Source organism: Brakhagea slesvicensis, from assembly GCF_052161625.1.
Lineage (GTDB): Bacteria > Planctomycetota > Planctomycetia > Pirellulales > Pirellulaceae > JBKCUI01.
Genome location: NZ_CP197412.1, coordinates 4,841,306 through 4,854,973 on the forward strand (window position 1 = coordinate 4,841,306; position 13,668 = coordinate 4,854,973).

The 13,668-nt window shown below is 50.9% G+C and carries 9 protein-coding genes; 3 read left to right on the forward strand and 6 right to left on the reverse strand.

Annotated features, from left to right (window positions below; genetic code table 11):
• Positions 1-218 precede the first annotated feature (218 nt).
• From SH467x_RS18480 to SH467x_RS18490, 3 genes are all read left to right on the forward strand, one after another.
• The gene (locus SH467x_RS18480) at positions 219-482 is read left to right on the forward strand and encodes a hypothetical protein (protein ID WP_482368567.1); all 264 of its coding nucleotides are present in this window, start codon (positions 219-221) and stop codon (positions 480-482) included.
• Positions 476-1,177 (forward strand): leucine-rich repeat domain-containing protein, encoded by a 702-nt coding sequence (locus SH467x_RS18485; protein WP_482368568.1) that lies wholly within the window; start codon positions 476-478, stop codon positions 1,175-1,177. The genes SH467x_RS18480 and SH467x_RS18485 overlap by 7 nt, the downstream gene beginning before the upstream one ends.
• A 1,069-nt stretch (positions 1,178-2,246) precedes the next feature.
• Positions 2,247-2,804, forward strand: coding sequence for a hypothetical protein (locus SH467x_RS18490; RefSeq protein WP_482368569.1), 558 nt, complete (start codon positions 2,247-2,249; stop codon positions 2,802-2,804).
• A 1,397-nt stretch (positions 2,805-4,201) separates the two neighbouring features.
• Here the strand turns inward: SH467x_RS18490 and SH467x_RS18495 are convergent.
• The 6 genes from SH467x_RS18495 to SH467x_RS18520 all read right to left on the reverse strand — a co-directional run bounded on the left by SH467x_RS18495 (position 4,202) and on the right by SH467x_RS18520 (position 13,464).
• The gene (locus tag SH467x_RS18495; protein WP_482368570.1) at positions 4,202-5,050 is read right to left on the reverse strand and encodes a dienelactone hydrolase family protein; all 849 of its coding nucleotides are present in this window, start codon (positions 5,048-5,050) and stop codon (positions 4,202-4,204) included.
• A gap of 139 nt (positions 5,051-5,189) precedes the next feature.
• Entirely contained in the window at positions 5,190-5,342 is a 153-nt protein-coding gene (locus tag SH467x_RS18500) for a hypothetical protein (RefSeq protein WP_482371396.1), read from the reverse strand.
• 165 nt (positions 5,343-5,507) lie between these two features.
• Entirely contained in the window at positions 5,508-5,675 is a 168-nt protein-coding gene (locus SH467x_RS18505; RefSeq protein WP_482368571.1) for a hypothetical protein, read from the reverse strand.
• 175 nt (positions 5,676-5,850) lie between these two features.
• The gene (locus SH467x_RS18510; RefSeq protein ID WP_482368572.1) at positions 5,851-10,113 is read right to left on the reverse strand and encodes a protein kinase domain-containing protein; all 4,263 of its coding nucleotides are present in this window, start codon (positions 10,111-10,113) and stop codon (positions 5,851-5,853) included.
• 86 nt (positions 10,114-10,199) lie between these two features.
• Entirely contained in the window at positions 10,200-12,800 is a 2,601-nt protein-coding gene (locus SH467x_RS18515; protein WP_482368573.1) for an NHL repeat-containing protein, read from the reverse strand.
• A 115-nt stretch (positions 12,801-12,915) separates the two neighbouring features.
• Positions 12,916-13,464 carry an ECF-type sigma factor gene (locus SH467x_RS18520; protein ID WP_482368574.1) on the reverse strand — a complete coding sequence of 183 codons (549 nt, stop codon included), beginning with the start codon at positions 13,462-13,464 and terminating at the stop codon, positions 12,916-12,918.
• Between the last annotated feature and the right edge of the window lie 204 nt (positions 13,465-13,668).

Genomic DNA, 13,668 nt, shown 5'->3' on the forward strand with positions numbered 1-13,668 from the left:
ACAATAAACAACTCGAGCCGCTAGGATGGACGACCAAATGAAAGCCTTTGCCAAGATTAGAGTGAGCAGATTCATGATTCTGGCCGTTGTGCTGGCGGTTAACTTCATGGCCAAGCGATCGAAGTTTACGAGGCAACACTCAACACGCCAGCTCCGCTTGGTCGCTAACCGGCGAGTCCTCGGCGACACGCTATTGCACCATCGCACAAGGCGGACCGATGAAGGTGGCCGTTAGCGACTTGAAGTTGGCTGAATCGCTACTTTCGTTGACGCCTGAGAGCGTCCCCAGCTTCGCGGATTTCGTACTAATCGAAACGCAAGACGATGCAGCGTTCTTTGCCAACGAGCAAGACGAAGATGGGGTTCGATATGCGAGTCGAATTCACACTTGGCTTGAGCTTAATGCAGGCGACGCTCGCCAACGCGAAACGGCCAAGGATCTGTATGAGTCCATCATCAAAGCAACGAAGGCGAAATGGTAATCTTGGATGATATATTGTGGCCGCACTTTCAGCCGCTTTGGCGAGATCTCGTTGCTGCTTCTTCAACCAACATCCTCGTCGCTGGCGGATACGGTCTATTTCTCAAGCAGCGCTGGCTATCAAGCTCCGCAAGCTTGCCCACCGTGGTACCGATTCCAAACTGGCTGGATGCGACACCACGCGTTACGAAAGACGTTGACCTGGTTCTCGGACTTGATCTGATCAAGGATGCGAGCCATCAGAAGTCTGTCGTCTCTGCCCTAACTCAGAATGGGTTTGAAGCCAGTGATCGCGAGTCTGAAAAACGTTGGAAGTTTCTCAAACGACTTCGACGCCCCGAATATGGAGATTCGGATATGAGGACATTGCAGAACTTCGCCGGTATTGTCGCTGCCGATTTAGGGGACACCATTGTTACCGACAACGGAATCCCGTCCTTGATTGCAAGCCAACAGACTTTGCAATACCTTTTTCTGTGGGGTACAAAGGTTGGTGATGGTATTGTCAAATTCGTAGAAGACATGCCCTCATTGAGAATGCTCAACATTTCAACAAGATTTGTCGATCCCACTACTTTCTCGCGTGTCTGTGAACGACTTCCGGAATGCTACGTAATTCATCAGAAACATGGGCGAATGTTTCGTGGACTTACGGGAGACGACGCAATGCAAGCATGGCTATCGGCCCCAACATAAAGGCGAGCAAACCATTGCAGCAAAGTGGCGGATCCACCGCTTAGAATTTTGGAAACTTTCCCTGCCGCCACTCGCTGAACGGCGTCGGTCGTGTTTCATGGCTCGCTCGGCAATGCTTCCCGAATCGCCAACGAACTTCACTGGACGCCGGGATCGTTTTGCCCTGTCGACGCATTTCGTTGCTCTTCATGGTACGAATCCGCACGACAATGGCTTGTACATAGGGATTGGAGAATTTGTGCTGCAAACGAACTCGTTTCAAACGCTCGTGACACCGCGGAACAAAAGGGTGCAACTGATCGTCTTTTTGTTCGACCCGATAGGCAGAACCAAGGATTGCAACCGAGCGGGCGAATCGGGCGGTTTGGCAATCGTCCCTGGGACAATCCTGACCGTCGCCCGTCGCCCATCGCCCATCGCATGCTGACCGTCGTGGCGAAATAGCCCATAAAATGCGGAGGAATCGATTTATGGAAGAACTACCCGCAGCCCAACAAATGCCAAAAATCATCGAACTGATCGACGAGCTATTGTGCTTGGCGGCGTAACCAAGCCCGAGTTCAACTGAATATACGATGATCGGTTAGAGATCGTTGCCTAAAGTGCAGTTCCAGTCAAATCCTCGGATAACATGAGAGCAGAACACTAATCGACACTAATCACCACTAATAAGGAACAGCATAGGTTCGTGGTGGTTTTCGATTAGCGGCAATGAGTGTTGATTAGTGTTCCTGTTTGTCCAAGAAGTTGAGCGTCACAATCTATCTGTGTTCCTAGTCGTCCTGAGTAGTTTTGACTCATTTCTTCATCCACCTCCTGGCTGATGTGCAATCAACGAGACGCTATGCTAGAATCTGGTCTGAGTTGGAGGCGGTCTCTAACGCATACAATTTGCTTATCATCCTGCTGACCGTCATAAGGGATCGGTTCACACTCGAACCTGTCGGATCAGAAAAGGCATGAGCTTACCAGCGGATGCAATCAACGTCTCGATCCACCGGCATTGGGCGGTCCATCCGTTCTCGCTCGACGTGACTGATGCTTTTCGTTCGTCCAAGAGATATCAAAGATGGCATGGTTTAATCGAGATGTTGCCGTTGCTTTTGTCGATGAGGCAACAGGCGCGGTATTGGCGAGGTCAAACATGCCTGTCGATAAGTTACCCGATTCTTTTGAGATCGACACCACACTGCATCTTGGAGAGACTGATTGGTCTGTAGTTTGTGCCGAACCGTCAATCAAAGCCGAGTTTTCCAAAACCCGAAAACTGGCAATCCGACTTCGCAAAATTGAAACGATGGATCCGCGGGAAATGGCTTTCAGCCAATTGGATATCACCGAGCGATTTGATAACGACAAAAGTACCAGTCCTGAGGACTGGATTGAGACGACACCCTTGAATCGAAGAATTCCCGATCCAGTTGCATCGGGACTTCCGTCAGTTGATGCAGATTGTGATGAGATATACCGAATCGCATCTACGATGTCCGAGTTAAGGGAATCAATTCCAATCGATGGCGATGGCGTTTACTGCCCGATCTGCCATATCGCAAACATTGAAATCGAAAGACTCCGAACTCCATGTCCAAAATGCGGTCGAGAGTTGCTAAAATTTGGATGGACCTAACCAAGGACGAACAAAATGTTGGATCGAAGCCCCCGTCGGTCCGTTTCGAACTTTAGAGACCGTGTTGGCGGGGGCTCGATCAACATGGGCGTTCGAGCATTGAAGCAAGCATGCGCAGAATCTTACTACTTACTGGCATGACTCCCGATCATAGAATCTTCGATAGATTGCTTCCGTTGCTTTCCAACGCCACAGTGGTCGATTGGATTTCGCCGATTGAACACGAATCAATCGTCTCATACGCGGCAAGATTGAGTCGCACGGTTAGCCACGACGAACCGATAGTTGTCTGTGGTGTTTCATTCGGTGGAATTATTGCCCGAGAGCTAGCGTGTCACCTAAATGCAGCTTCCTGCGTTCTCATATAGTCTGTGCGATCCCCACGCGAATTACCTCCGTGGTTTCGTATCTGCCGTGTGTTGGCACCTTGTCCTGCCATTGCAATCATGAAAGCTACCGGCACCATTGCCAACGGTTGGCCCCGTCGGTTTAGGACTCCGACAACGTGGCGTTTAAGGAAGCTGGCAGGCGCTTCCGGCGAATGGCATCGTTGGGCGACTACGGCAGTACTGAATTGGAAACTGTCGCAACAGGCTAATCGAATCCCTTCAATTCATATTCACGGCGATCGTGACGCGACATTCCCGATACGCTACACTTGCCCTGACATGGTAATTCGCGGTGGTAGCCATGTTTTACCACTAACACACTGCGCAGAAATCGCCGAGAAGCTGCGGCAAGTCGCTGCTTAAAAGCCAGAACCACGCGATGCACCCAATATCGCGAACGGGTGTTTTTTCAATGGATAGATCACTCCGCGAACTGGGGGATCGGGAACGTTCTGCCCGTAAATCACCATGTCTAGATCGCTGTACATCCACTTTCACGACAACGGCTTTTGGGCTTACGACGTTCCATCATCGGTGTTCCTCTGTCTTGGTTCACCGGCAAGTGGAATTTTCCGTCTCTTAGCTAACGTAGTATGAACGCATCCCGCTTGGGGATTTCGCCGCATCGTGCGGCTAAGGTTTATCGCATACCCTCAAAGTCGGAATGGATGGGACACCCAACTGAAAGACGATAGCATAACAGTACACCGAAGTGTTCGGTCGAGCGTTTGGTGCTTTAGCCATTCCAAAACACGTTATTGATTTCAAGGTACCGGCGTGCCAAACCGGAGCGTGTTGGCGGTGGAAGTGAAATTCTCGGCGTGGGGTAGTGTTTCCGGAGCACTTTTCTGTGAATCGGAAACGAAAAAGGGCGAGTGACTGACCCAGGACGGTTCGTCCTGAGCGAGTACGACTCTGAGAGCTTTTGCCGCTAGGTTTCCCAAATCAACTCGCCCAAAAAACGAAGGCCTTTATGGAAATTGGCAGTTAGAAGCATACCAGACCATGTCACGCCAAGGCCTTCTCGAATAGAACAAGCAGACGCGCCCAAGCTTTTTCGGAGAGCTCTTGGTTGTAAACTTTGGTGTCTGGAGGACACCACCCATGGCCAGCTTTGTAGACCTCAATCTCCGCAGGCAAGTTGGCCTGAGCAAAAGAGTCCTTCAACACATTCTTAGCCTCTGGTTCTTTTTGGTCATCGTTTTCGGCAATGCAAATCAGAAACTGCGCTCTCATCTTGGGTATCAACAGATGAGGACTATCGGGTTTTTGGGTGACGAGTCCACCGCCGTGAAACGTGCCGCCAGCGCCGATACGTTCGGGTACTGCCGCTGCGGTTCGCATAACAATTGGACCACCCATGCAATATCCGATCGTACCGATCTTCTTTTTCGTATCGGTTTGCGGCTGAGCGTCGAGCCAAGCTACAAACGCTTTAGCATCATCGTTGTGTGTCTTCTCGTTCAATGCACGCGCTAGTGGAAACACATCTTGGATTGGTGTGCTGCTAGCATCCTGTGCTACTGGCGCTTTCTTGGATCGATAGAATGGATTGACTACCAGCACGCTGTAACCACATTCTGCAAGCCGCTTGCCCATCTGCCTGAACGCAGGGCGCAAGCCGAAGATGTCTGGCCAAACGATTACCGCAGCATATGCGCCGTTTTTGGGCGTAACGAAGTACGCATCACAAACACCATCCGGCGTCTTGATGTCGACTTCGTTCTCAGCCACTTCGACAGCGTGAGCCGAACTTGGGAAAAACAAGGCGGCACCAATGCCAGCTGAAACCATCACGCCTAAGTCCCTGCGTGAGTATTTCTTTACATCTTCGTCAAAATGATCTTGATCACACATATGCCACCGCCATTCAAGTTGAAGCTAAAGTCTCCAAATCCAGTCTCTCGCCGAGTCCGAAAATTAGAGCTTGCCGCTACTCGGAAATAAATGGGGGGCAGCTCTCTTATTTCGATGTTCCTGTTTGTTGGGACTGCGGTTAGGGAGATGACCGAGGCACGAAAACCCTCCCTCGTAGATTGGCCGCCTTTCGACCAAATCTGCATTGGCTTAGCTCACTCAAGAGGGCTTGTCCTGTGCGTTTGCAAAAGCTCTCAGCGTAGCCATTTTCCCAAGGGCTGCCTGGTTCAATGTAGAGCGTTCGAAGTGCGAATGATTATCTTGCAAATCGTAGCGTACTCCCAATCGATCAGGCTATCGTCGTGTGCTCCTTCAGCGCAACGAGCAATGGCTCCCAGCCCTAACGCTATTCGGAGGGGGCTATGTTTACTGAACTCGGAAGCTAACCAGCCGATCATCACCCCATTTCATGGACCATGACGCGGATCTTGCGGGGCGGCGTGAGTTGTCTTGCTTCCGACTCCGTCATCTGGGATGGAGAAAGTTCAAGCGATTGTATCGGAAGGTTTTCGACAATCCCATGGATTCCGGTTTTGTCGACATTGGAATTGTTGATACGTAACATCGTCGGGGATTTGAATCGTTTCTGGAGCAGCGACATAACCTCAGTTTGGCACAGTCGGTGGGCTGGTGACTCACGACAATCTGATGTCAAGTGCGGCGATCATTCGAGAAGTCTTGCTGCTCCGAATAGGTCGTGACGACCGAAAAATTTCTTCGGCACTTTCGTAAAAGCGCAACTAGCGCTTGAGGCTGGCCGCCATTGTGCGATCTTGATTCGCTTTCTCCGAATCACCTAGAAGATCATAGGCGGTCGCGCGCAGCAGATATGCATCCCGTTTACTAAACTGTTTACCCGAGAACAGATTCTGTTCTAAGGCATGCGTCAAATCCGCGATCGCTTGCTCGCTGTCCGCCAGCCCTTCCAAATAGATTCTGCCTCGCAGGGCAAAAACCTCCGACACCTCGTACCAGGGATCAAATTTGCCTGCGCAAACCTCCAGCGCTTTCTGGATGTCCGCCAGTGCCTGCTCGGGTTGCTTCATCTTTTCGTAGAGTTCGGCTCGATTCAACCAGCGCCGATAGCCTGTCGGCGCTAGTTCAATAAGTCTATTCGCATCGCTCAGGGCTTCAGGGAATCGATTCAGGTCTCGATAGCAATAGCATCGATGAAACAAAACAACCGCATCATCCGGGGTTGTTTCGAGGAAATAATTGAGATCGCTAAGCGCCTCCTCAAATCTTTTGGCTCGCAAACGAAGGTCGCCTCGAGCTTTCCATGCGGCGCGATCCGCTGAATTGGGTTGCAGGCGAATCACCTCGGAAATCGATTCTTCCGCTTCCTCTAATAGGTGGTTCTCGAATTGCCACTTGGCGATCGCTCGCAAAGCGTTGATAGGATCGACTTTCGCCGAAACTTTGGACTCGACTGTCGGCTTTTGCACCTCCGAGTCGGCAAAGGCAGCTGCGAGTGCGTTCCGCTCCTCCCCTAAGAGAGCTTTGGCCTCGCGATCCAGTCGCATCAAATTGGCGGCTGTTGGCCAAACTAGCTTGCCATCGGGATCCTTCTTGCGCTTCGCGATGTAATCAGATAATTTTTGCTCATAAGGCGGCGCCAAACAGGCTGCCGCTTCTTCTTTCCGACCAAGATGCCAAAGAGTCATGGCTAAGATTTGGCTCTGGGTTGCGCTCGTTCTTGGAATTTTTGAACCTTGAAGACCTAGGCTTTCTTCATAACGGCCGTTGCGAAACAGGGCCCAGGAAAGGTCTTGCTTTGCTAATTCGCTATCCGGCTGCATGGCTATGGCTCGTTCCGCCAAACGCAATGCGAGTTTTGGGTCACGTATGTGCTCTTCTCCCGCAGTTAACTCACCAATCAGGAGGGACAAATCGTTTGGCTTGGCATCTTGTCCCAACTTGTCCATCTTGCGCACTAAGTCTATTGCCAATCGTCCACTTGTTTCACGCTGGAGTCTTTTTTCGACGCGCGTTGAGTACAATGTGTCTTCCTCCATGAAACGCACGTACAGAAAACGGATCTCGTCACTGGTAAGCTTGAGAGAACCAAGCTTTCCAAGCCAAGCGTCGTGCAGTTTGCGGGATTCAGCTTCACATCGCTCGACGGTCGGACGCAATTTTTTCGTAAGCTCCCGTTTCGATTCAATTGTTAGAACTTGATCTCTTTCAACTAATTCGACGCATTCTCTAATCATCGTAATAGGGCGATGCAAATCCCAGTATGCGTCATTGCATTTGAGCAAAAATTGCATATCCGGATATTGAACAGGACCTGGATCGAGATTCTGTGAATTAAACATAGAGTCTTCGAAATTGAGGTCTTCGAGCTGTTGAATTGCCTGTGTATAGAGGCCTTCTTCGAGTAACAAGGCAACGACGTCCAATGTGGAATCAAATGCAAGCGTATTTAGAGCGGTAATGTCCCCTTCGCTCTCTTGGTTTTTTATCAGTGTGAGTCGCTCTTTGTATCGGTTTGCGATGCTAATTGCAGTCGTATGTTCTCCATGCTTGTACAAGTCTCGACTGTAAGTGACGCTCGAATGACTGTAAGCCCTTACGAAACTAATAACTGTAGGAAACAGATCAACTAGTTTCTCAGACGACTCGTGCCACAGCTTAAGGACCACTCTCGCGTCGTCTAAGCTACCTTGTTCTAATGCGGTTGAGTAGTTGTTTCCAAGCAGAGTATTCATACTACTCAGGGCTTCTTGATCTCCTGGGTAGTCTTGAATCAACCTCTGTGCTAATTCCATTCCTTCTCTTTCGAATGCCATCTTTTGTTCGAGTTGTCCAGCCCAACTAGCCAACACCCCTAGGTGTAGATAGTTACGGACAAGAGTTTGTCGACAGGTCCGGTCTCTAGGTCGCTCCTTCAAAAGCTGAAGCAGCATCTCGTTTGATTCTAGAAATGCCGTCTTGGCTTCAGCCTTTCGGTCTCCAAACCACATGCGTTGTAAGCCTTGCCGTTCCAGTGCCTTCGCGAGACCTGCACGATAATGCCAATCGCTGGGGCCAGTAGCAAGTAATTCTTTCCACAATTGAATGGACGTCTTGATCGCCGCCTCGGATGCCTCCGTCAACTTCGCAATCTGTAATCCGGTACAAAGACGAGCGCTGACGGTCGCTATGGCAGACTTGTGTGAGGTGTCAAGAGTCGAATTTGCACCTATTTCTCGAAGTAGGATTGTCGCTTCCTCGTACTTCGACTTGGCTTCATCCTTTTTTCCAATCGTACTTAGTAATGAACCGAGTTGTGCGATAGAGCTAAATTCGATGATCGCGTACTCATTAAGGGACGGACTTGCAACCCTGCGTTGTCGACAGATTTGAAGAATGTTGCGCAATCCGGCTTCAGCTTCCTGATATTGGCCAAGCTTGATTTGAATGTCGCAGACTCGTTTCCGCGATTTCAATTGATCGAGAGCGTAAGTTGGGTCTTTAGCGAGTTGAGTTGCGTTCGCTTCGTAGAATGCGGCGGCCTTCTCGAGAAACTCCCGTTGAAGCTCGCTTGCGTTGCCTTCTTCTGCGAGCGACTTCTCGGCGAACTGCGTGTACATGTCGTCGACGGCTTGTTTGGCGATTGCATTGCTTGCGAGTGCTACCTGTTTCGACTCGTTGGCTCGAATCGCTTGCCAAATACTGACTGAGGTTCCAACGATCGACGAAACAAGAACGAGCGCCGTGGTTGTGAGAAGGACGCGATGACGTCGGATGAATTTTTTGACGCGATAGGCGACTGACGGTGGGCAAGCTAATACTTGTTCGTCGTCCAAGTATCGCTGCACATCGGCTGCTAACGCACTCGAAGATTCGTACCGGCGGTTACGGTCCTTTTCCAGTGCCTTTAAGGTGATCCAGTCGAGTTCGTTCTGAATCGATTTTGAAAACGTTCGGTCGTCGAAGCCACGTTTTTTGGCACATGTCGACAATTCAGCCTTGGGCAAGGTCGTGATGCGTTGGCTTGGCCGTGGCGGCTCTTCTTCGCGGATGATGCGTCGCATCTCATCAAAGCCGGATCTCAACAACCGTTCTCGATCAAAGGGGGGAGTGCCCGTTAGTAACTCGTAAAGTAAAACACCTAAGGAGTAAACATCGGTTCGGATGTCGATGTCCAACCCACTCAACTCCAATTGTTCTGGACTCATGTAAAGGGGGGTACCGACGACCTGATTCAATGCTGTGTAGACAGTCTGTTGGGAGAGCTGCTGATGAAGCGCTTTGGCTACGCCGAAATCGATGACCTTGACCACCGGTTTTCCGTCATGCAACGTAACAAGCACGTTACCTGGTTTGATATCGCGATGGATAATCCCTTTCTGATGCGCGTGGTGGACTGCATTGCAGACAGTCATGAATAGTGCAAGCCTATCGCGCGTCGTCGCTTTGGCTTGGTCGCAGTATTCTGTGATGGGGAGGCCTCGCACTAACTCCATCACAAAGTAAGGTAGACCTTGCTCGGTCGTGCCCCCATCTAAAACGCGAGCAATATTCACATGGTCCATGAGCGCTAGAGCTTGCCGTTCCGCTTCGAACCTCGCGATGACTTGCTTGGAGTCCATGCCAGGCTTGATCACCTTAAGTGCAACCTTGCGCCGAACTGGCTCGAGTTGTTCGGCGACATAGACGACTCCCATACCCCCTTCGCCAAGCTGTTCCATCAATCGATAGCGACCAATTTGACTACCCACCTTGATCGAGGTCATCGCCATTGTCTGATCCGTGATGACGGATTGCTGTGCACTGACGTCGGATTCTAGATTGGCAAGTGTCTCTTCAGGGCCAAAGGCATCCACGATAGCGTCCAAAGGACTACCGTCATCGCCTTGGTCTGCTGCAGCGAGAAGGCGATCGACCTGCTTCCTCAGCTCTGAATTTGCGCCGCAGTATTCATCGAGGATCTTTTGACGCTCCGCAATGCCCTTCAGTCCAGCAGCTAGAATGAAGATCTCTTTTGCGGAGAGTTGCTCAGCGTTGTTGTGTTTCATGAGTTTGCCTATCGAAGCCACGGGCGTGAATGTGGCTTCGATAGGTTATCTCAGCCAACGCCATTTTGTAGTCCAAGGAGAAGGGCTTATCGCAATCTTCGACCTTGAACGACGTTTTTCAAAGAGGACAGCAGCGATTCGGGATCCTCAGCATCGAGGAGTGAATCCGGGTTTGCAAAGGCCGCTTCCACCGCGGAAACTGATAGCGCACTTGGGGCAGTCTTTTCGGTCAACGACTGTACAGTATAGTTCATTGGATCAAACTCACTGTCCCGTGCCAGTCCACGGGAATTTGCTTCCTCAGCGAACTCTCTCACTCTTGTCAAATTCGCATCGAATTTGCCCGACGATACTTCAGTAAGGGCACGGTCGTACACGAGCCAGTTCAGCCCCACTTCAGAGGTTGTAATTTCGTTGCCGTTCGATTCGTCGAATGAGAAGGTATCGGATTCCGAGGAATCGGTTGCCGGAGCAGGTGGATCTGCAATTCCCTGGGGGTTGGTGTTCCCGGCTGCGAGTGCGAAACTCAACGAGGCCGACTGGCTTCCAGAATTTCGACTGCGAGAGTTTGTGTACTCGTAGACGCGATCGGTGCCGTTGTCGACAATCCAAATGCTTTGGCTCGCTCCCGAAGGATCGATTGTCAGGCCAGTAGGGGCCTTGTTCGCTGAATCAATCGTCCAGCTTCCCACCAGCGCACCGGTCATGGAGTATTTGAAGACCTTGTCGGTCGTGCTGTCGTTAACGACCCAAAAGCTTGCTCCATCGGTCACGATATCTTTTGGATCTCGATTTCCACTGTTAAGGGCAAAGCTGCTGGCAGCGTTCTGACTGCCAGAGAGTCGAGCGGCGGCATTGGCATAGCGATAGACGCGATCCTGTCGTGTATCGACCAACCAAACATCGGTACCGTTGGTGGTGATCCCTTCGATGGTCGCATTGGAAGCCACGGAGCCAGCTGTCCACGAACCCAGCAGGACTCCGCTGTTGTTGTAGACGTAGACTTTCTTGTTTGCATCCACGACCCACACTTTGTCACCCGCCACTGTGCTGGCCGCACCGCGAGGGGCTGTGTTGCCACTGTTGAGAATGTAGTTTTCGACGGTGGTATGGTCGGCAGCATATTCGTAAGTCCGATTACTGGACGCATCGTCGACCACATAGAATTTAGTCGCCGACATTGGTTTCAGATTCAAGACGAAGGAGGCAACGTTACTTACTGAACTAGAACGAACAGGGCTTGGGTCGAAATCAATGACTGTTGAGGAAGTGTATCCAGCCAATAACAATCCCCCTTTCCCGTCTGGTTTCATTTCATAGGCGCTGTCGATACTGGTGCCTCCGATAAGTCCGCCCCACGAAATATTTCCGGTTTGATCAAGAGTCATTAGAAAGACGTCGTTGCTTCCCCGTCCGGTAAGCGAGATGCCGGGAACGGGATTAAAACTACTTGTTCCATCGGTGATGCCGCTGGTGGCGTATCCGCTTTCAATCGCGATGAGGGAGCGGCTCGAAAAAGATCCCTCATAAGCTTTAGCTGAAAGAAGTGCCCCAGTTGAACTATCGAATGTGGAGAAGTACGAACGAGTCATTGGAGCGGTTGGAAGCGAGTAAGAACTAGTTCCTTGTTCGATTTTCACCTGCCCGCTATAGAATCCAATAATCGCGAGAGAGCCATCATTGCCTATCGCCAACGCACTGACCGAAGCACTTGAAGTGGAGTCGACAGATGGGTCCCATTGAATTGTTGTTCCCCATAGAAACTCTCCTTGGTTAGACAACTTACTAATAAAACGATTGTTTACGATTTCGGAACCGGTAACTAGGTATTGCTCAGGTCCAGGATCCAGATCTGTTGTTCCCTTGAAGCTTCCCGCAATATAAAGATCGCCGCCCGCGTCGCTGTTAATGGTGACGCTATTGTCGATCTGGTAGGCCCAGGACTGCGTTCCGCTTTCATCGAACTGCCGAATTCTCGTTGTCGCTGGCAGTCCAGATCCAAATGTGTTACTAAGTGTTGCGACGGTGACACTACCACGCGGATCTACCACAATTTGATTTGTAAAATCATCTATCTCGGTACCCAATCCAACTGTCCAAAGGAAATTTCCGTTTGGATCAAGCTTCGTGAGATACGAATCTCTCAGGCCGACGCTTGCCAACGAGTTCCCGCCGAAATCGGCTGTCTCTCCAAAGTTGCCCGTCAGAAAAACGTTACCCGCGTTGTCAGTCTCAATGCCATAGCCGGTATCGTCCGAACTCTTCGTCGAATCCCCACCCATCCGTCGGGCCCATAGGAATTGCCCCGAGGGATCGTACTTCGCTATGAACGCGTCACCATATCCTTGAGCCGTTAAGATGTCCCTGTTATCAGCATGTATAGTGTTCCGATCAAAGTCAGCGGTGCCAGTAAAAAGACCACCCATGTACGTGTTGCCAGAGACGTCAGCAGCGACTGCGAATGCGTAGGACTTCCCCACGGGAAAATCACTTTCCGTGGTTAATACAGATTCGAATGCCAATCCCGCGAACAGATTCCTTGCCTCGAGTTGTTCAGCTCGGAGTTTCCGAGCCGTTCTTGAATTGCGAATGGATTTGCACGCATTCCGGCCGGAGCGGTCGCGCGGGGTATCCTTCGTCGTTGGGTTGAGTAATTCTGCTAGTTTGCGGTGGGTGCTTCGAAACATGACGATGGGCCTCGTTCAAAAGTGAGCTGCTGTGTGGAGAAAATCTTGCCTGATATAGATCAATGCAAGAAACAGCACCAAACCGTTTCGGAAATTCCAAAAATAATCTTTCGATTTACCCGATGTCCAAAGAAGTGAACCACGCTCGGGCGAACATCCAGTTGTCGTAAGCCTGTTTGCGGGAGAGGTTTAACGCTTTTCCTGCCTCGGTGACGGACAGGCCACCGAAGAGCCGCAACTTTACCAATTCGGCAGCTACAGAATCTTCTGCAGCTAATCGTGTCAACGCTTCGTGGAGATCCAGGATCATGTCCGGATCGGTCGAGAAGTCAGCGGCCAGATCATCCATTTCCACCCGCTGGGCGCGACCGCCACGCTTGTCAGCTCGCTTCGACAACGCCCAATTGACCAGAATCTGACGCATCGAATTGGCTGCAGCGGCAAAGAAGTGCGCACGCCCCTCCCATGGCTGATCCGTACCCACCAGTTTCACATAGGCCTCGTGCACCAGCGCAGTCGCTTGCAACGTATGATCCGGTCGCTCGGAAGCTAGCCGAGCTGCGGCGAGTTTTCTCAACTCCTCATACACCAGCGGCATGAGCCTCCCTGTCGCAAGGGCATCCCCAGCCTCAATTTGTTTCAGAATCTGTGTGACATCGGCCATCAATTGCTAACGTGATGCTCGAGTGATTGGGATCTAATTTGGATCCAATATAGTCGAAAATTGCGAACGCACGGCGGCTCGAGGCTACTCACTTCAGAATGGCTTTCGCAGCCAGGTGCTCTGATTGAAAGAAGTTTTCCGCGCCCAGTATCCTAACATGTCACAGCGGGGTTGTCTCATGGAGAGTCAAAAGGAAAGTTTGCA

Coding starts and splice junctions, on each gene's coding strand:
- SH467x_RS18480 (WP_482368567.1), top strand. CDS start 219: ATGAAGGTGGCCGTTAGCGACTTGAAGTTGGCTGAATCGCTACTTTCG.
- SH467x_RS18485 (WP_482368568.1), top strand. CDS start 476: ATGGTAATCTTGGATGATATATTGTGGCCGCACTTTCAGCCGCTTTGG.
- SH467x_RS18490 (WP_482368569.1), top strand. CDS start 2,247: ATGGCATGGTTTAATCGAGATGTTGCCGTTGCTTTTGTCGATGAGGCA.
- SH467x_RS18495 (WP_482368570.1), bottom strand. CDS start 5,050: ATGTGTGATCAAGATCATTTTGACGAAGATGTAAAGAAATACTCACGC.
- SH467x_RS18505 (WP_482368571.1), bottom strand. CDS start 5,675: ATGTTACGTATCAACAATTCCAATGTCGACAAAACCGGAATCCATGGG.
- SH467x_RS18510 (WP_482368572.1), bottom strand. CDS start 10,113: ATGAAACACAACAACGCTGAGCAACTCTCCGCAAAAGAGATCTTCATT.
- SH467x_RS18515 (WP_482368573.1), bottom strand. CDS start 12,800: ATGTTTCGAAGCACCCACCGCAAACTAGCAGAATTACTCAACCCAACG.
- SH467x_RS18520 (WP_482368574.1), bottom strand. CDS start 13,464: ATGGCCGATGTCACACAGATTCTGAAACAAATTGAGGCTGGGGATGCC.